Origin of the sequence: Bacillus sp. N5-665 (assembly GCF_022637375.2) — a bacterium.
Lineage (GTDB): Bacteria > Bacillota > Bacilli > Bacillales > Bacillaceae_G > Bacillus_A > Bacillus_A wiedmannii.
In genome coordinates this window covers 499,395-517,824 of the sequence record NZ_CP093325.1, presented here as the reverse complement: position 1 = coordinate 517,824, position 18,430 = coordinate 499,395, and the positions used below count along the sequence as shown (strand labels likewise).

General features: G+C 38.2%; 22 protein-coding genes. 8 read left to right on the top strand and 14 right to left on the bottom strand.

What is annotated here, in order from left to right:
* Positions 1-38: 38 nt before the first annotated feature.
* From nucF to MNO09_RS04825, 3 genes are all read right to left on the bottom strand, one after another.
* On the bottom strand, positions 39-803 hold the full coding sequence (nucF, locus tag MNO09_RS04835) for a 5' nucleotidase NucF (protein ID WP_033659218.1): 765 nt from the start codon (positions 801-803) through the stop codon (positions 39-41).
* A 107-nt stretch (positions 804-910) separates the two neighbouring features.
* Positions 911-1,543, bottom strand: a complete 633-nt coding sequence (locus tag MNO09_RS04830; protein ID WP_000503339.1) for a helix-turn-helix transcriptional regulator — start codon at positions 1,541-1,543, stop codon at positions 911-913.
* A 79-nt stretch (positions 1,544-1,622) separates the two neighbouring features.
* The gene (locus tag MNO09_RS04825) at positions 1,623-2,063 is read right to left on the bottom strand and encodes a DUF86 domain-containing protein (protein ID WP_241950096.1); all 441 of its coding nucleotides are present in this window, start codon (positions 2,061-2,063) and stop codon (positions 1,623-1,625) included.
* 147 nt (positions 2,064-2,210) lie between these two features.
* Between MNO09_RS04825 and glpX the strand changes: the two genes are divergently transcribed.
* The 3 genes from glpX to MNO09_RS04810 all read left to right on the top strand — a co-directional run bounded on the left by glpX (position 2,211) and on the right by MNO09_RS04810 (position 4,334).
* The gene (glpX, locus tag MNO09_RS04820; protein ID WP_000439090.1) at positions 2,211-3,182 is read left to right on the top strand and encodes a class II fructose-bisphosphatase; all 972 of its coding nucleotides are present in this window, start codon (positions 2,211-2,213) and stop codon (positions 3,180-3,182) included.
* A gap of 16 nt (positions 3,183-3,198) precedes the next feature.
* The gene (locus MNO09_RS04815) at positions 3,199-3,465 is read left to right on the top strand and encodes a DUF3055 domain-containing protein (RefSeq protein ID WP_000392614.1); all 267 of its coding nucleotides are present in this window, start codon (positions 3,199-3,201) and stop codon (positions 3,463-3,465) included.
* 371 nt (positions 3,466-3,836) lie between these two features.
* Positions 3,837-4,334, top strand: a complete 498-nt coding sequence (locus MNO09_RS04810; protein WP_001174563.1) for a hypothetical protein — start codon at positions 3,837-3,839, stop codon at positions 4,332-4,334.
* A gap of 45 nt (positions 4,335-4,379) precedes the next feature.
* Here the strand turns inward: MNO09_RS04810 and MNO09_RS04805 are convergent, their stop codons facing one another.
* Entirely contained in the window at positions 4,380-4,697 is a 318-nt protein-coding gene (locus tag MNO09_RS04805; RefSeq protein WP_033659183.1) for a YutD family protein, read from the bottom strand.
* Between the two features lie 115 nt (positions 4,698-4,812).
* Here MNO09_RS04805 and MNO09_RS04800 point away from each other — a divergent pair, with 115 nt between their 5' ends.
* Positions 4,813-5,385: a YhcN/YlaJ family sporulation lipoprotein gene (locus tag MNO09_RS04800; RefSeq protein WP_000744034.1), complete on the top strand. Its 573-nt coding sequence runs from the start codon at positions 4,813-4,815 to the stop codon at positions 5,383-5,385.
* A gap of 37 nt (positions 5,386-5,422) precedes the next feature.
* Here the strand turns inward: MNO09_RS04800 and MNO09_RS04795 are convergent, their stop codons facing one another.
* Positions 5,423-6,154, bottom strand: a complete 732-nt coding sequence (locus tag MNO09_RS04795) for a MerR family transcriptional regulator (protein WP_078183306.1) — start codon at positions 6,152-6,154, stop codon at positions 5,423-5,425.
* Positions 6,155-6,253: 99 nt separating this feature from the next.
* Between MNO09_RS04795 and MNO09_RS04790 the strand changes: the two genes are divergently transcribed.
* Complete coding sequence (locus tag MNO09_RS04790; RefSeq protein ID WP_117616472.1) at positions 6,254-7,069, top strand: YhfC family intramembrane metalloprotease; 816 nt, start codon at positions 6,254-6,256, stop codon at positions 7,067-7,069.
* A gap of 22 nt (positions 7,070-7,091) precedes the next feature.
* On the opposite strand, the gene MNO09_RS04785 is transcribed toward MNO09_RS04790, so the two are convergent.
* The gene (locus MNO09_RS04785) at positions 7,092-7,535 is read right to left on the bottom strand and encodes a hypothetical protein (RefSeq protein ID WP_000738173.1); all 444 of its coding nucleotides are present in this window, start codon (positions 7,533-7,535) and stop codon (positions 7,092-7,094) included.
* Between the two features lie 135 nt (positions 7,536-7,670).
* Between MNO09_RS04785 and MNO09_RS04780 the strand changes: the two genes are divergently transcribed.
* Both MNO09_RS04780 and MNO09_RS04775 read left to right on the top strand, forming a co-directional pair.
* Positions 7,671-8,225, top strand: coding sequence for a histidine phosphatase family protein (locus tag MNO09_RS04780; RefSeq protein ID WP_000734023.1), 555 nt, complete (start codon positions 7,671-7,673; stop codon positions 8,223-8,225).
* A 74-nt stretch (positions 8,226-8,299) separates the two neighbouring features.
* Entirely contained in the window at positions 8,300-8,779 is a 480-nt protein-coding gene (locus MNO09_RS04775; RefSeq protein WP_241950095.1) for a YbaK/EbsC family protein, read from the top strand.
* A 20-nt stretch (positions 8,780-8,799) separates the two neighbouring features.
* Here MNO09_RS04775 and lipA read toward each other — a convergent pair whose 3' ends face one another.
* Entirely contained in the window at positions 8,800-9,696 is an 897-nt protein-coding gene (lipA, locus tag MNO09_RS04770) for a lipoyl synthase (protein ID WP_000166376.1), read from the bottom strand.
* A 189-nt stretch (positions 9,697-9,885) separates the two neighbouring features.
* On the opposite strand from lipA, the gene MNO09_RS04765 reads away from it, so the two are divergent.
* Complete coding sequence (locus MNO09_RS04765; RefSeq protein WP_000944679.1) at positions 9,886-10,869, top strand: M23 family metallopeptidase; 984 nt, start codon at positions 9,886-9,888, stop codon at positions 10,867-10,869.
* A gap of 36 nt (positions 10,870-10,905) precedes the next feature.
* Here the strand turns inward: MNO09_RS04765 and yunB are convergent, their stop codons facing one another.
* The 7 genes from yunB to sufD all read right to left on the bottom strand — a co-directional run bounded on the left by yunB (position 10,906) and on the right by sufD (position 18,422).
* Positions 10,906-11,637: a sporulation protein YunB gene (gene yunB / locus MNO09_RS04760; protein WP_002096231.1), complete on the bottom strand. Its 732-nt coding sequence runs from the start codon at positions 11,635-11,637 to the stop codon at positions 10,906-10,908.
* Positions 11,638-11,691: 54 nt separating this feature from the next.
* A complete protein-coding gene (locus MNO09_RS04755; RefSeq protein ID WP_000248463.1) occupies positions 11,692-11,994 on the bottom strand; it encodes a YunC family protein in 303 nt (100 codons plus the stop codon).
* A 65-nt stretch (positions 11,995-12,059) separates the two neighbouring features.
* A complete protein-coding gene (locus MNO09_RS04750; RefSeq protein ID WP_241043316.1) occupies positions 12,060-13,397 on the bottom strand; it encodes a bifunctional metallophosphatase/5'-nucleotidase in 1,338 nt (445 codons plus the stop codon).
* 645 nt (positions 13,398-14,042) lie between these two features.
* Entirely contained in the window at positions 14,043-15,440 is a 1,398-nt protein-coding gene (sufB, locus tag MNO09_RS04745; protein ID WP_001118829.1) for a Fe-S cluster assembly protein SufB, read from the bottom strand.
* Positions 15,441-15,488: 48 nt separating this feature from the next.
* Positions 15,489-15,920, bottom strand: coding sequence for a Fe-S cluster assembly sulfur transfer protein SufU (sufU, locus tag MNO09_RS04740; protein WP_000009525.1), 432 nt, complete (start codon positions 15,918-15,920; stop codon positions 15,489-15,491).
* On the bottom strand, positions 15,910-17,130 hold the full coding sequence (sufS, locus tag MNO09_RS04735; protein WP_001020765.1) for a cysteine desulfurase SufS: 1,221 nt from the start codon (positions 17,128-17,130) through the stop codon (positions 15,910-15,912). The genes sufU and sufS overlap by 11 nt, the downstream gene beginning before the upstream one ends.
* Positions 17,130-18,422 (bottom strand): Fe-S cluster assembly protein SufD, encoded by a 1,293-nt coding sequence (sufD, locus tag MNO09_RS04730; RefSeq protein ID WP_000152177.1) that lies wholly within the window; start codon positions 18,420-18,422, stop codon positions 17,130-17,132. The genes sufS and sufD overlap by 1 nt, the downstream gene beginning before the upstream one ends.
* Positions 18,423-18,430 lie beyond the last annotated feature (8 nt).

Sequence of the window (18,430 nt, the reverse complement as noted above, 5' to 3'; positions counted from 1 at the left end):
AAAAAAACAGGTAACCTCTTCCGGTTACCTGTTTTTCATTACATCTTCTCAATCCACTCCGTCAAGTTATGCACAACTTGCGTTGGTTGTACTTCATATTCTGTTAACTTCTCCACAGTTGTGACTCCAGTGTGGACAAGAAGCGTATGCATGCCAGCATTTACTCCCGCTAAAATGTCTGTATCGTAGTTATCCCCAACCATTAATGCTTCATCTTTTCCTATACCAAGCACTTTTAACGCTTGTTCCATAATGATTGATTCTGGTTTTCCGATAAAGATTGGATCAACACCTGTTGATACTGCTACAACTGATGTTAATGAACCGTTACCTGGTAATAATCCGCGCTCAGTCGGAATGGCGATATCTCCATTTGTAGAAATAAACGTTGCGCCGTTACGCACAGCAAGACATGCTTTTGCTAATTTTTCATATGTGATGTCACGATCTAAACCGACAACAACGAAATCAGGATTTTCATCCACAAGTTCAAATCCTTTTTCCACAAGTGCATCATGTAAGCCTTCTTCACCAATCATATATACAGTTGCGTCTTGTTTACGTTCATAAATGAAGTTCGCTGTCGCCATACTCGTTGTGAATACTTGCTCTGCTTCCGCTGGAATATCGAAACGAACAAGTTTTTCTGCCACTTGTTCTGGTTTACGCGTCGAATTATTCGTAACGAATAAATAAGGAATGCCGCGCTCTCCTAATGCTTTTACGAAGTCGCTCGCTTCTTCAATTTGTTCTTCTCCGCGATACATCGTACCGTCTAAGTCAATTAAGTAACCTTTATACATCATTATGTCTCTCCTTCTATGCTAACGTTCTCACCTATCATACCACTCTTATATTACCCGCTTTTTCCAAAGAAAAAAACGCTTTACCTTAAAGCGCCCCATAACGTTCATTTTTTCTCTTTTACTTGGTAAGAACAACTACAATCGCCCTCACACATGTTTGCTAACGTCTTTACATCTGCTCCTGCAAATAAACGATTATACATCTCTTTTTCATCTTCGCATACTTGCGGGAATCTCTCTGCAATTTCTTTTAACGGACAGTTTTGTTTTTCAATTACGAAAGAGTTCTCTCCATCTCTCTTTATTTGAACCATATAACCATTTTTCTCTTGCATAGCTGCTATCTCTTGCACTTTATATGCTAAATTCTTTTGATTACTCACTCGCTTTTGCAACTGTTCTTCCATTCGCTTCGTTCGCTCTTTTAAAACGTGACTAAGTATTTTTTCATCACCCATTCGAGCTAAATCTTCTAGCATATCAATAGCAAATTGCTTATACTCCTTCGGGAATGTATCTTCTCCCTTTTCGCTTAATCCATACAAATAAGTTGGTCTTCCGACATGTTGTCTTACCATCTTAGAATAAATGAAACCATCTTTCTCAAGATTACTTAAATGTCTTCGAATCGCCATTTCGGTAATCTCTAAAACGTCAGCTAGCTCTGCTACCGTGTGCTCTCCCTTTACTTTCAACAATTGCACAATTTCATCTTTCGTCGTACGTGCTTCCCCCATGCTTCAACCTTCTCCCTTTTCTTTCTCACATACAATATAAGATCCCCAAAAAGGCACCTTGGGGATCTTATAAGCATAATTATTCTGGTACAAATGCAGATACAGGTCCTAATTCCTTCTCTAAATAACTGCGAATATTTACTGGGTATTTCTCTACCACTGCAATATGTTTTTGAATCGTCTTATATAATTCATCATGATTCATTTGAATATAATCTTGCGTAAGCATTTTTCGAAGAAGGATAATTTCTTTCATCCCTTGTCCTTCTTCTGCACTTATCACTCGCTCGTCCATCAAAATATCGATAATATCTTCATAACTTCCTGGATCGCGCATAATAAATCCATCAATCATCGCATTCCCTACATCTAATACACAATCAATAATTAGATGAGCTATACGTTCTAATGCGTAAAATTCAAACTCGGTTTCATATATCTTTTTCTCTTGAAATGTACTTGTTGCTCGTTCTAAACATGCTAGCATTTGTTCTATTTTCTTTCTGTCTACAAAATACATGAATGTCACCTACCTGGAAATTAAAGCATTTACATTTTAATTGTAACGCTTTCTTCTGAAAAAATCGACAATTTTTCGAATTCACCTTTTCTCCGTTATTTGTTATAGTTATATTTGTATGATTTTTGAAATTGGAGGAATGGAATCTTGGAACGTGAACTCGCACTAGAAATTGTCCGTGTAACAGAAGCAGCAGCATTAGCATCCGCACAGTGGATGGGCCGCGGAAAGAAAAACGAAGCAGATGATGCAGCAACTACAGCAATGCGTGATATGTTTGATTCGGTAAACATGGCAGGTACAGTTGTAATTGGTGAAGGAGAACTTGATGAAGCACCGATGTTGTATATTGGTGAAGAACTAGGAACAGGTAACGGTCCAGAAGTAGATATCGCCGTTGATCCATTAGAAGGTACAAACATCGTTGCAAAAGGTCTTGCAAATGCAATGGCAGTTATCGCAATCGCAGATAAAGGAAACCTTCTTCATGCTCCTGATATGTACATGGAAAAAATCGCGGTTGGTCCAAAAGCAGCTGGTAAAATTAGCTTAGATGATCCAATTGAAAAAACAATTGAAATTGTAGCAGAAGCTAACAATAAAAAGATTCGTGATCTAACAGTTATCGTGCAAGAACGTGAACGTCATCAAGATATTATTGACCGTGTTCGTGCAAAAGGTGCACGCGTAAAATTATTTGGTGATGGTGATGTTGGTGCGTCAATCGCAACAGCACTACCTGGAACGGGTATTGATTTATTCGTAGGTATTGGCGGAGCTCCAGAAGGTGTTATTTCTGCAGCAGCATTAAAATGCCTTGAAGGTGAAATGCAAGCTCGCTTAGTTCCAATGAACGAAGAAGAAGAAGCTCGTTGTCGTGAAATGGGATTAGAAGATCCTCGTCAACTTCTTATGTTAGATGACTTAGTATCTGGGGATGATGCAATCTTCTCAGCAACTGGTGTATCTGCTGGTGAGTTATTAGACGGTGTGAAATTCCTTGGCGGAGATTTAGCTGAAACATATTCTATCGTTATGCGTTACAAAACAAGAACGGTACGATTCATTAAAACGCATCACCATTTAGATCATAAACCACACTTAAACTTAGATATTTAATAAAGGAGCCATGTGTATGGAAGAACGTTTCTTTCTGTACGACGATACAGTCGCTACAAGAACTCGTTTCGTTAGCTTTATGGGAGAAAATGAGCGTCATGATTTAGCGCTTTTATACTCCGATCGTCATTACGGTAAAACAATTGTCCTTGATATACAGCGCAATAGATTTGCAATCATCGGTCCTGACGATTTAAACGAACCAGGCTACTTAGAGCATGCATTTTCTATGACTGAAGAAATTGCAGAAGAACTACGCTCATTTTTATTTGAACTTATATAATTTATCGTAGACACCAGCTATTTTAGCTGGTGTTTTTTCACTGTAAGTATTTTGAATTTTCAAACATTATGTTATAATTAAGAATAAATCTATTTGGATAGAAAGGACGTTATCTACGTATGCCGACATTTACTTTGTAATGGACCAGCAATTGGATAGCATTACTCTCAAAAAAGCACCTTGCTTTTTCAAGGGAGTAGTCTGCCCATTCCCATTACAAGGAACGTAACGCATCTGTAGTATGATGTTTACGGAGGTTCCTCTTTGGGGAACCTCCTTTTATTTTTGTCTATTTCTCATGTCTTCATACTACAAGACATCCAAATAGCTGTATTACGTTCCTTTACCACTACTATAAGAGGTGAAGGAAAATGCAGAAAGTACAACTTTCTTGGAGTTTATATGAAAATGAACAAGGTACAATTGAAAAGTATTGTAAAAATTGCAGACGCACTACCCTATTTACTGACACGAATATTCGTAGGCATAACGCCAACGGAAAAAATATATATCGTTTTGCCATTTATAAATGTCCGAAAGATCATACGTGGAACCAAAAACTTCGTATTTATAAATCATTTACTGATCATGTGGAAACAGTCGACATGAATACGCAAGATCAAACAGAAACAACTACTACCATTTCCATTACACATCATAAAGAAAGTGGCGTAGCTGAAATTACAATCGTATTAGATATCGTTTTCGGTTCCCACCGAATGGATAAAGCTTTATCCACATATATTTCCGACTGGAGCCGTACACTCATTGTGGATAAAATTAAAAATGGGGATATTCAATTGAACGGACAACAAATGAAACCAAATGCAATACTTTCTGAAGGCGATCATATCTCGATTTGTTTATAAGCGAAAATATGCAAAAAAACCTCTTACAATCGTAAGAGGTTTTTTTTATTTCTTCACTTTTCGTAATACGAAGTGTGCACAACCGAAGTTACAATACTCGTATAAATATTCCGTTAACGTACTAATTTTCGTATCATATGTCGAACGTTGATTACTATCATCAAAGAAACCGCGCAATCTAAGTTGCTCATAACCCCAGTCCCCAACGATATAATCATATTTATTTAAAATTTCTGCATAACGCTCTTTAAATGCTTCTTCACTAAAACCGTCACGAAAGTTTTTAATTACTTCGTACTGCACATTATTAATGCTCACCGTAGCATGCATCTCTTGCTCTTGCTCTTGCTTTTGCTCCATCATTAACTTCCTCTCTAAGCATTCTTCTTTTTATCGTATCACAAAGCATACCAACCAACAATTTCAAATACAAAAAATTGAAAATTAGTGCATGCTATGGAGAAGGAGGTGATACATCGTGAAAAAACAAATTATACTCTCTCTCCTCACTCTTTCCTTATTCGCAGGCTGTCAATCATCTAATAAAGCCGAAATGGAACGTGAAGAAGGAAGTCGTGTTCTTGTTTCCAATAAAAACGACATGTATCATACGGAAAATACAAGATTAACGAGAGTCGGTTATTCATCTAAACAAAAACATGAAGTATCTAACAAACAAGTAGGAGCCATTAACCGTGAGAAAGTCGCTGAAATGATTACAAGCATGACAGTCAAACTTCCTGACGTTACAAACGCTGCTACGCTCGTTACCGATGATGAAGTATTTGTTGTATACCGTGCAAACACAACGGATCCAAAACTCGTAGCAGATCAAGTATATAAAGCTGCTTTGTCCATCGTCCCTCGCTATTATAAAGCATATGTATCAACAGACCAAAAGTTGATTTCTCAAATTCAAGGGCTTCAATCTGGCGCATTAAATGATACAGAATATACACAGAGCCTCGACATGCTAAAGCGAGAAATGAGCAAAAATCCTCATTTAAACAATACGGGGGATCAAACTTTGAATGATATGATTAAAAAATAAAGAAGATGGAGAAAACCTCCACCTTCTTTATTTTTGGCTATTTCTTACGATCCGCATAAACCTCCATCGCATCACACATAAACTGTGCTAACCCTTCGCCAAACTTATCAATATTTTTCGTAAAGCGCTCATCAGCGACGTACATTTGACCGAGTCCTTTAAAAGCATCTAATGAATATTCTCCGAAGTTTTGCAAGTAATCGTACCATACTCCAATTGCTTCCTGTGCCTCTTTAGAATCTGGTGCGCCGTGTCTAAGCGCCGCTAAATTTCTGTAAATCGTATTAAACTCTTCTTGATTATCTTTTGACATACCCTTCGCATATTCATTCGCTTTATCTACAGCTGTATCTCCCCATCTTTCACGCGCTTCTTCTTCGTACGGATTATGGCTGAAATCGAAGCCTTCAAATTTCTCTTTATTCGTCATTTCAATCTCTCCTTTAGTATGCTGAATTGTTTTATCAATCGTCGCAATCACTTTATCTAACCTAGCACGCTTTTCAAGAAGCATTTTTTTATGAAGCTGTAGCGCTTCTTCTCGGTCAAATGATGGACTCATGATAATTTCTTTAATCTTCTTCAAAGGGAAGCCTAGTTCTTTAAAAAATAAAATTTGCTGCAATGTCTCTAAATTTTCATTGGAATATAGACGATATCCAGACTCTGTCGTCTCGTCTGGGATTAACAACCCAATTTCATCGTAATGATGCAGTGTGCGCACACTAATTCCAACTAAATTAGCTACTTCTTTTACCTTCATTGTCATGTGTATCTCCCCCTTAATACATACGATAAAGTATGACGCAACGTTAGAGTCAATAAGCACATTCATTTTTTGTTAAAAGTTTCATCTCCACTATATTTCATGCATAATAGATATGTACATATATTAGAAAGCGGTGAAAGTATGGTTTCAAGTACGGTAATTGCCAGTATCACAATTCAACTTGTGCTTTCGATTCTGGTACCTATTATTGCGTTTGTTTATTTTCGTAAAAAATATCATATTAATTGGAAAGTAGTCGGTGTTGGTGTTCTTATTTTTATTGGGTTTACTCAAATACTCGAGACACCGTTCCACCTATTTATGCGTGGTAATCCAGCAATCGCTCCATTTTTAGAAAATCCGTTTGTCTTTGCAATTTATGGCGGACTAACTGCTGGTATTTTTGAAGAATTAGGACGCTTCGTTGCCTTCTTCTTCCTACTAAAAAAATATCTAGAATATAAAGATGGCTTCGCTTATGGAATTGGTCATGGCGGGATTGAATCCATTTTAGTTGGTGGATTCTCTGCATTGCAAACACTTATATTCGCTAATGCTATTAACAATGGTAGCTTCGCTCAAATGGCAGAAAAACTACCACAATTAAATCTTGTAAAGGATATGTTAATAGAACAACCTGCTTATTTATACTTCCTTGGCAGCTTGGAAAGAATTATGGCTCTTGTATTACAAATTGCCTTTACAATGCTTGTCTTATACGCTGTAAAACAGAAGAAATATATCTTCCTTGTTTACGCTATATTATTCCACGCATTTGTAGACTTTTTCGCGGCACTTTACCAAACAAAAACAATTAACATCTTCGTTGCAGAAGGAATTACCCTTCTCTTCACAATTGGTGCTGTCATTCTTATTCGTAAAATGAAAGAAAAATTAATGAGTGTACCGGCGTAAAAATAACCCACCAGTTGGTGGGTTATTTTTTATATGGATTATCATAATGACGATAGCTTTTTCCCGCTTGCAACTCCCTCTTTGTTTCTGCATCTATAACAATGTACTTACGAAATTCGTCTACTTCATTTTGAGAAAAGGAAGCGAAAAAATAAACTTGGCGATCAGGGTGAACAAAAAAATCTTGAAGTACCACGCTACTACGACAACCCACGGCTGCTCTTTTTCTGAAAGAAAATTCTTCATCCGACACTTCTTTAAATAAAATCTTTTTTCGAACACTATATGCTGAATTGTTGTATTCTTTATAGATTTTCTTATCTAACTGTTCGTAAAACACATCCTCACTCACAAACGATTTATTTCGATTGCTTGGATAATTTAATTTTTGATTGGATTCTGCATATGTTGTGGACAAGTGTATAAAAAAACAAAGACCGAATATAATACATATCATTTTTTTCATCATTACACCTCAAATGTTCATTTATCCACATTACTTTTCCACATATTTAGATCAATATGCCGTTTCCAATAAAAAGGAATTTTTTCCACATTTGTCGAAGTATATAAGCGTCAACTTGAAAGATGGGGATGAATTATGAAGAAATTGATTGTAATACGACATTGTTCAGCAACTGGACAAGAACGTGATGCCGAATTAACGATTGCAGGAAAAAATCAAGCAAACACTCTTGCTACATTCCTCTTAGAAAACCAACCACAAATAGATCGTATTATTTCAAGCCCATTTGTGCGAGCTATCGATTCTATTCGGCCCTATGCGCTTCAAGCTAACTTGTCTATCCAAGAAGACGAACGATTAGCTGAACGCATATTAAGCGACGTTCCAATGGATGATTGGTTGCAAAAACTAGAATCTACTTTTACAAATATAGATATTGCCTTTTCAGGCGGAGAGTCAACAAAACAAGCGACGGATCGAGCTATATCACTTATCCAAGACGTTTTAAAGTTAAACCATACTACAACACTACTTGTTACACACGGCAACTTACTCACGCTCATTTTAAAGCACTTTGATCATACGATCGGCTTTATTGAATGGAGAGCTTTAACGAATCCTGATATTTACGAAATTACACTCGATAAACAATGTATCCTAAAACGATTATGGGAAGCACCGTCCAAGTAATATCTCTTTCCAACACATTCAGTTGACGCCACGAGAAGAAACTGTACTAACAATAGAAAGGGGTATCACTCCATATGTACGAAGATGTACTTGCTTTACTACATAAAACAAATGCTTCTTACGAAAAGTTTGAACACGAACCAGTACTCGATTATGAAACAGATCGTATCGTACGTGAAAGGCTTGGCTTACACGGCACTCCAAGTAAAAGCTTATTTTTAAAATCAAAGTCTAAAGATTATTACGTATTTTTTACGTTAGAGGGCACAAGGCTCAACCGAGGAGAGATGAAAGAAATAACAGGAGAAAGCTTATCTCTCTGTTCTCCTGATGAGCTAAGAGAAGAAACAGGCTGTACTCCAGGATGTGTAGCTCCTTTCGGTTATTCACAACATGTAACGATTATTGTGGATAGCGCTATTTACGCTTACGATAAAATTTTAATTACACCTGGTGTACCTGAATTTACAATTGAATTATCCACAGAGGAATTAAAGAAAATCTTATTAACATGCTCAAATACTGTTTTAGAATATAAACAAAAAGAGAGCTAATGATTAGCTCTCTTTTTTCATTATTTTGCTTCTGCTACTTTTTCTTTTGCAGAACGTACTTGCTCGTCCGCATGGTAAGAAGAACGCACAAGTGGACCAGCTTCACAGTGACTAAATCCTTTGCTAAGCGCAATTTCTTTAAGCTCTGCAAATTCTGCTGGTGGATAATATTTAAGAACTGGTAAATGCTTCTTAGATGGTTGTAGGTATTGTCCAAGAGTTAAAATATCCACATTGTTTGCACGTAAGTCATCCATTGCTTCAATTAAATCTTCTCTCGTTTCACCTAAGCCCACCATAATGCTCGATTTAGTTGGAATATCAGGCTGCATTTCTTTTGCTCGACGTAAAAACTCTAATGAACGGTCATATTTTGCTCTAGCGCGAACTCGGTTAGATAATCGACGTACTGTTTCAATGTTATGGTTTAAAATATCTGGTTTTGCATCCATTAACATTTTTAAGTTTTCTTCTACTCCACCCATATCAGATGGTAATACTTCGATTGACGTAAATGGATTTTTGCGACGAACAGCGCGTACTGTTTCAGCAAAAACAGCTGCTCCCCCGTCTTTTAAATCATCACGTGCAACCGCTGTTATAACAACGTGCTTTAAGCCCATTTGTACTACAGAATCTGCTACGCGTTCTGGCTCTTGTAAATCAAGCTCAGTTGGTAAGCCTGTTTTAACCGCACAAAAACGACAAGCACGTGTACAAACCGCACCTAAGATCATAAATGTTGCTGTTTTCCTTACAGCCCAGCATTCATGAATATTCGGACATTTCGCTTCTTCACAAACTGTATGAAGATTCTTAGAACGCATCATTTTCTTTAAGCCTGTATAGTTTTCATTCGTGTTTAACTTAATTTTCAACCATTCGGGCTTGCGCTTATATTCTGTTTGTTTTGTCATGGTTATCAACTCCGCACAATATGAAATAGTTTACCGTGTTCGCTTCTTTCAATGTAACATATCTATTCTAACGTATGAAAGCGATTTGCTCAAATGAAGATTCTAAGATTTTTTCCAATCGTTCCCTATAATGAAATACTCCGTATATCCCACACTAAAAAGAGTGATGTTGTGAAAGGAGTCTATTTCATGCTTCGAAAAATTTCTCTTTTGCTTTCGATTTGCTTTCTTCTCCACCAAAACATCGCTTACGGTGAAGATAATCAGCAAAGCATATACGAAAAGCGCATGGCACTATATAAAGAAACCGAGCAATCTTCAGGCATTCCGTGGTATTACTTAGCTGCAATGGATCAATATGAAAGAAATATACGGAGCGTAAGAAAAGATATTCCGAAAAAACCAGATGCCATCATTTCCCTTTATTTCAAACCAGAAATATGGGCTGGACCCGTTAATATTAACGACACTCTTCCCCATACAATTTCTCTATTTGGCGGGATGGGTTTAGATGGTGACAAAGATGGATTTGCAAATGCAAATAACGACCGTGATCTTTTGCATACAGCAGCAACGATTTTAAAGAAACAAGGACCGTCCGAAGACCGTATTCACATTATGCTTTGGGAATATTATAGACGTGCGAAAACAGTTGAATTAATTACCGAATACGCCCGTATTTATAAACATTATGGACGTATTAATTTAGAAGGAAATGCTTTCCCTCTTCCGATTCGTAGTGATCATAGCTACCGTAGTACTTTCGGTGCTGGAAGAAGTTTTGGGGGAAGGAGAGTTCATGAAGGAACCGATATTTTTGCAGGCTACGGCGTACCAGTAAGATCCACTTGCTATGGCATTATTGAAACAAAAGGCTGGAACCGTCTTGGCGGATGGCGCATCGGCATTCGTGACCTTCATAATAACTACCATTATTACGCTCATTTAGGCGGATTCTCAAAGGAAATACAGCTTGGACAAATTGTTGAGCCCGGAAAAGTAATCGGATTTGTTGGTAGCACCGGTTACGGCCCTCCCGGCACAGCTGGAAAATTCCCGCCCCACCTACATTTCGGCATGTATAAAGACAATGGTTATACAGAATGGGCTTTCGATCCATACATGCATTTAAGTCTTTGGGAGCGAAAAGAACGCGCGAATACAAAGCGATAACCGTAGCAATATGCTACGGTTATTTTTTTAATTCGGCTAACTATCCGTTTTCTTTTTATCAGGTACAACAACACTCCCGCTTCCATAATAAGTAGGCACTTCCCCTTGAACAATGCGCGTTGCAATCGGAACGTCTTGCTTCACTGTTATTTCTTTCGTATGAAATGGAATAATCACTTGCAACGTTACTTCCATCTCCATAACAATTTGAATCGCTGTCGTATTGATCCCGTGCGGTTCAATTTTTTGTTTAATATCCGTATTCACATGACCAATCGTCGTGAAATCGATTGGAATATCGGGACCTATATTTCCAAGAAGCGCATTATCCGTTACACGACCAAAAGGAACTGCCATCGTTGCTCCATTTTTTTCAGAAATACCTAGCCCCTTCAAATCACCTTGTTCTACTTGCTGTAAATATTTTTCTATGTATGTGGTCGTTGATGTTACGATTTCATTTACTTGCTGCGTATTTAAATTAATTGTGGATACTTTCCCGTTTTTATCATTTTGTACTTTCATTAATGAATCCACATCGAATCCTTCATTAATTCTATCTTTTACCGCCTTCGTCATAATCGCTGTCGCCATTTTATGCGTCTCTACTTCCCCATATTTAAGTAACGTCGGCTGAATGCTACTATTCACAATCCATAATCCTTGCACGAGTAATATGACAAAAAGAATAAACGACATAAGCAGTATGTACCGAAAGGAAATAGGCCCCCTTCGAAACCGCGAATTTTTCAAACGAAATATACTCATAAAAAACCCTCCTTCTTATATCATTTCTATGCAAGAAGGAGGGACGATATATGCTTATCTCATTTTTAATAATGCTTCTTTTCCGATTGTGCCTGCCGTAATACCTAATGCTTCGGCTTCAATCGTTACTGATTCTAGCGGTGCTTCAAGAAGTTGTTCAATCGTTCTTACACCAACCGCACGGCCAGCAATAATACCTCGATCACCTAACTTCTCATTTAAAAGACCTACATCTAATGCACCGCACATAATATATCCTTTATCGCTCATTACAGCTAGCAAATTTGTCTTTGGAAGTTTGACGCTAACCGCAATAAACGTATAATTATCGATTATAATTGGCTCCACATTAACCATAGTTCACACTCCTCTCTTTCTTATCTGTATGACAAGAGAAAAATGAGTGTTACAAGTTAACTAGCCTATAGTTTGACAGAAGATGTATGAGTTATCAACACGTCTGTTAACACATCTCTGAGTAGTTCCGGCATATAATATTGTTTGTCAGAAAGTGTGGATAGCTCTGGGTATAAGTATCCAAATGTAAACATATCAATCGTTCCTACCGTATATATACGATCTAATTCCAGCGATTCCCCGTTAATCAATACATCTTCCAGTAAAATTTTATTCCCAGGAATCGTATCTGGAATAACTTCTACACCAGCGTAAATCATTTTCCCCATCACTTTTCCGCGAAATCCAAATCCTTTTACCTCAAGGTTCTCCATATTCGGACGGCGCGCTTTCAAAATAACTTCTCGTAACGTTTTTCCTGGCACTTTTAATAAACATGGATTAATTGGATGTGGACAAATTCTGTGAATATCTCCGCGCGTCACAACACCTTCTTCTAATCCTTCAAGAAGCACACCAGCGTTCACCATACCAATTTCTGCACCGCACCACGTTTTCAGCGCATTTGCTAACATGTGAGAAAATGATGTCTCATGAAACCAATCGATCGGTAATGATTCCTTTAAATGAACGACAGGCTCTGCCATAATATGTTTACTTTCTTCCTGCAGCATTTCAATTGTGGATAACGGTTTACTATAAGCACCTAAACGTTCTGTCTTAATCGCTCTACCGTCCTTTTTCAATAACTTCTTCTTCTCTTTATCCACAGTGAGCTGAACGTGCCCAACGTAACGTCCCCACTTTTCACAACAACAAAGTAAAGTATTATTCATAAGAACGCCACGCTCAAATAAATGGTGCGTATGTGCACCTAAAATAACATCTATATCATAATGCTCTGCCATATACTCATCCATGCTTTTTCCAAGATGAGAAAGGACAACGGTAATATGAGCCTCATCTCGCACTTCTTCTAAAATAGACTCTAAATGGATAAGCGGATCTTCAATATGCCAATCGAGCATATGATAAAACTCTGGGTACGCTACTGTTAGTCCGATAAAGGCAATCGTAATTCCATCTGTCGTTGTATGTAATTTATAAGGCTTTGCCCACTCCGGACGTACACCTTCTTTTTCAAATAAATTCGCAACGAGCACCTCAAATCCAGCATCATCATATAGACGATTCAAATGCTCCTTCGCTAACGTAATTCCTTCATTATTTCCGATTGTTACATAATCATATAACGCCTCATTCAAAAGCTTCGTATTGCCAAGTCCATTCGTCGCTTCCGAAATACTATGAAAACGATCCACATGATCGCCGATATCAACCGTCAAAACGGTCTCTCCCGCTTCCTGTCTTCGCTTTTTCTCCCCTTGTACAAACCGAGAAATTTGCGGCCAATTTTCAAAATGACTATGTATATCGTTTGTATGATAAAGGTGGATGATTGTTTCTTTATTTATATTCAGAGAAAAAACCTCCTCTCAGTTCCTTACTGCCATTTACGCTACACGTACGCAATAATCCTGTAAATACTTTTCGTCTTTTCTTGCTATTTTACATTGTACTCGCATTATAAGAAAAAGCAAAAGATTGTCCTTTTTAATATGAAAACTTTTTCTAGTGTGTGGAAGGATTTTGGGTTGGGGTTTTGTTGGGGTTCGGGGGATTTGTCAAAAAGTTTAACAGAGGGTTCGGTAGGTGGGTTTATCAGTATCTTTTCCTTACTTCCAGTCGTTCTCTTTTCATATAAAATGTTGCGGGGTATATGAAGAATTTCTTTTGTCTTACTTTGTCAATAAGTCGATATCCCTTGTGGAAACGTCGATATATTTCGAGTTATGGTCGATTTATTTGAATAATCGCTGATATATTTAGCTGAACACCGCCTGGGTATTCCAGGCACACAACATAAGAAAGCGCCCTGCTGTGCAGGGCGCTTTCTTCATACATATATTATCCAGTTCCAGCGGCTAGAATGTTCGGTGGCTTCACTTCTTCCTCACATTCTGAACGAGCCGCTTCCACTTTATCTATTAACCGATAGAACCTTCCATCTCAAACTTGATTAGGCGGTTCATTTCAACTGCGTACTCCATTGGAAGTTCGCGAGTGAATGGCTCGATGAAGCCCATTACGATCATTTCTGTAGCTTCTTGCTCAGAAATACCGCGGCTCATTAGGTAGAATAATTGTTCTTCTGATACTTTCGATACTTTCGCTTCGTGCTCAAGTGAAACGTAATCGTTTTTGATTTCGTTATAAGGAATTGTATCAGATGTAGATTGGTTATCCATGATTAACGTGTCACACTCGATGTTAGAGCGAGAGTTTTTCGCTTTTGGTCCGAATTGTACGATACCACGGTAAGTTACTTTACCACCATGCTTCGCAATCGATTTAGAAACGATTGTTGAAGATGTGTTTGGTGCTAAGTGAATCATTTTCGCACCAGCATCTTGGTGTTGGCCTTTACCAGCAATCGCGATAGATAATGTTAAACCACGAGCGCCTTCGCCTTTTAAGATAACTGCTGGGTATTTCATCGTTAATTTAGATCCGATGTTACCGTCAATCCATTCCATCGTTGCGTTTTCTTCACAAACCGCACGTTTTGTAACTAGGTTGTATACGTTGTTCGCCCAGTTTTGGATTGTTGTATAACGGCAATATGCATCTTTCTTAATGATGATTTCTACTACCGCACTGTGAAGTGAGTTAGTCGTGTAAACAGGTGCTGTACAACCTTCTACGTAGTGTACGTGTGCGCCTTCGTCTACGATGATAAGCGTACGCTCGAATTGTCCCATATTTTCAGAGTTAATACGGAAGTACGCTTGAAGTGGTGTATCCACTTTAATACCTTTTGGAACGTAGATGAATGATCCACCAGACCAAACTGCAGAGTTTAATGCAGAGAATTTGTTGTCTGTTGGTGGGATTACTTTTCCGAAATGCTCACGGAAAATATCTTCGTTCTCTTTTAATGCGCTATCTGTATCTTTGAAGACGATTCCTAGAGCTTCTAGGTCTTCTTTCATGTTGTGGTATACAACTTCAGATTCGTACTGTGCAGATACACCAGCTAAATATTTTTGCTCCGCTTCAGGAATACCTAATTTATCAAATGTCGCTTTAATTTCCTCAGGTACTTCATCCCAAGACTTCTCAGATTTCTCAGATGGTTTTACGTAGTACGTAATTTCATCGAAATCTAAGTCGTTTAAGTCGCCGCCCCATTGTGGCATTGGCATTTCATAGAACTTATCCAGTGATTTTAAACGGAAGTCTAACATCCACTGTGGTTCTTCTTTCATACGTGAAATCTCTTCAACGATTTCTTTTGTTAAACCGCGTCCAGCACGGAAAATCGAAACGTCTTTGTCTTTGAAACCATATTTATAATCGCCGATATCTGGCAGTTGCTTCGCCATGTTGGTGTGTCCCTCCTTAGATAACCTCGTTTTTAGGAACCTTTAACATTACTTATCTTCGTTTAAGCCCTTTTCTAACGCTTTCCACGCTAATGTTGCACATTTAATACGTGCAGGGAACTTGCATACGCCTTGTAATGCTTCAATATCTCCTAAATCAATGCTGTCATCGTACTCTTTTCCTAGCATCATGTCAGAGAAAATTTTAGAAAGCTGAAGTGCCTCTTCAATTTTCTTACCTTTTACTGCTTGTGTCATCATCGAAGCTGAAGACATTGAGATAGAACATCCTTCTCCTTCAAACTTCGCCTCTTGCACAATACCTTCTTCTACTTTCATCGTAAGTTGAATACGATCGCCGCAAGTTGGATTGTTCAAGTTAACAGTAACACTATCTTCTAACACGCCATTGTTACGAGGATTCTTATAATGATCCATAATAACTTGACGGTATAACGTATCTAAATTATTAAATGACATTTGTGAAATACTCCTTTGTCTTGATTAGCGATTCAACAAATGTATCAATTTCTTCTTTTGTATTATATAAATAGAAGCTCGCACGTGCTGTAGAAGAAGCTTTCAGCCACTTCATAAGCGGTTGTGCACAGTGGTGTCCTGCGCGAACCGCAATGCCTTCTACATCTAATACAGTTGCTACATCATGAGGATGTACGTCTTCAATATTAAATGTAACAAGACCAGCGCGATGCTTTGGACCATAAATTGTAACGCCATCTACTTCTGATAGTCTTTCTAAAGCATATTGCGCTAATTCATGTTCATGCTTTTCAATATTATGAAGACCGATTTCTTCTAGGAAATCAATTGCCGCACCAAGTCCGATTGCATTACCGATAATCGGTGTACCTGCTTCAAACTTCCACGGAAGCTCTTTCCAAGTAGATTCTTGTAAATCTACGAAATCAATCATTTCACCGCCAAATTCAATTGGCTCCATATTGTTCAGCAATTCTTTTTTACCATATAATACGCCGATACCTGTAGGTCCGCACATCTTATGAGCAGATAATGCGTAGAAATCACAGTTTAAATCTTGTACATCCACTTTCATATGAGGTGCACTTTGTGCTCCATCAACGATCATGATTGCACCGTTTTCGTGTGCGATTGCTCCGATTTCTTTTACAGGGTTAATCGTTCCAAGTACGTTTGATACTTGCATAATAGAAACGATTTTTGTATTCGGTGTAACTGTTTGACGAACATCTTCTAAAGAAATTGTACCGTCTGGTTGAAGCGGAAGGTATTTTAAAGTTGCACCAGTTTTCTTCGCAACTTGTTGCCACGGAATGATGTTACTATGGTGCTCCATGTAAGAAATAACGATTTCATCGCCTTCTTTTACATTTTCAAGACCATAGCTAGCCGCTACTGTATTTAATGCAGTTGTCGTTCCGCGCGTGAAAATAATCTCTTCCATTGATTTCGCGTTAATAAACTTGCGAACTTTCTCGCGTGCACCTTCATACGCGTCGGTAGCTTTCGTACCGAGCGTATGAACACCGCGATGCACGTTAGAATTATATTCTTTATAGTAACGTTCTAACGTTTCAATTACTTGAATTGGTTTTTGAGAAGTTGCTGCACTATCGAAATATACAAGTTGTTTGCCGTTCACTTTTTGATCAAGAATTGGAAACTGTTTGCGTATTTCATGAATATTCATTAGCGAACTTTCCTTTCAATTACCTCAACAAGCTGTGCTTTTACTCCTTCAATTGGAAGCTCATTTACTACAGGTGCTAAAAATCCATGGATGACTAAACGTTCTGCTTCGCGTTTTGGAATACCACGGCTCATCAAGTAGTATAATTGGTACGGATCTACGCGGCCTACTGAAGCTGCGTGACCTGCCATTACATCATCTTCGTCGATTAAAAGAATTGGGTTTGCATCACCGCGAGCTTTTTCATCTAACATAAGAACGCGAGAAGATTGTTGTGCATTTGATTTAGATGCACCGTGTTCAATCTTACCAATTCCGTTAAAGATAGATGTTGCACTATCTTTTTGTACACCGTGTTTTAAAATCCAACCTTCAGAGTGTTTACCGAAGTGAACAACTTTAGTTGTAAAGTTTTGCGTTTGGTTACCACGGCCAATTGTTACTGTTTTCGTATCAGCATATGAACCGTCGCCCATTAAGTTCGTAACGTTCTCTGAAATTGTGTTTCCGTCATTCATAAGGCCTAGAGCCCAATCAATGCGGCCGTCGCGTCCAACTACACCGCGGCGGTTAACGTAAGTTGTTACATCTTTTGCTAATAGATCAACCGCACCGAACTTCACTTGTGCGCCTTGTTCCACGATTACTTCTGCTACGATATTTGCAATACCTTTAGCATTTTCATTTGCAACGTAGTTTTCTACATAAGTTGCAGTACTGTTCGCATCAGCCACGAATAATACGTGGTTATATACGTTAGCTTCTTCGCCGTCTACTAAGAATACAGCTTGAAGTGGAGTTTCAAGAACAACGTTTTTCGGAACATATACAAATGCACCGCCGTTGATTAATGCAGCATGAAGTGCAGTTAAACGATGCTCGTCTACCTTCACGCCGTCTTTCATTAAATACTTTTGTAATAATTCAGCATGCTCTGTTGCAGCTGTTACGATGTCTGTAAAAATAACACCTTTTTCTTTTGCTTCGTCTGCTAAAGAAACGAATGCAGTTGTACCAGTACGTTGTACTAATACGCTGTTATTTTCATCGATTAAGTTTTTCACTGCTTCTGGAAGCTCTGTTAAAGAACTTACAGGCTCTTGCTTAGCAGCGTCGCCTTTTCCGATAAAGTCCCATTTTTCAATTTTCGTTTTATCAGGCGTTGGCATTGGAAGTTCAGTTGCTTGTGCAAGAGCTTGTAAGCGGAACTCAGTCAACCAAGCAGCTTCGTTTACTTCGCTTGCGCGTTGACGGATTGTTTCTTGATCGAAAGGTAATGTACCGATTGTCATGTTTATGC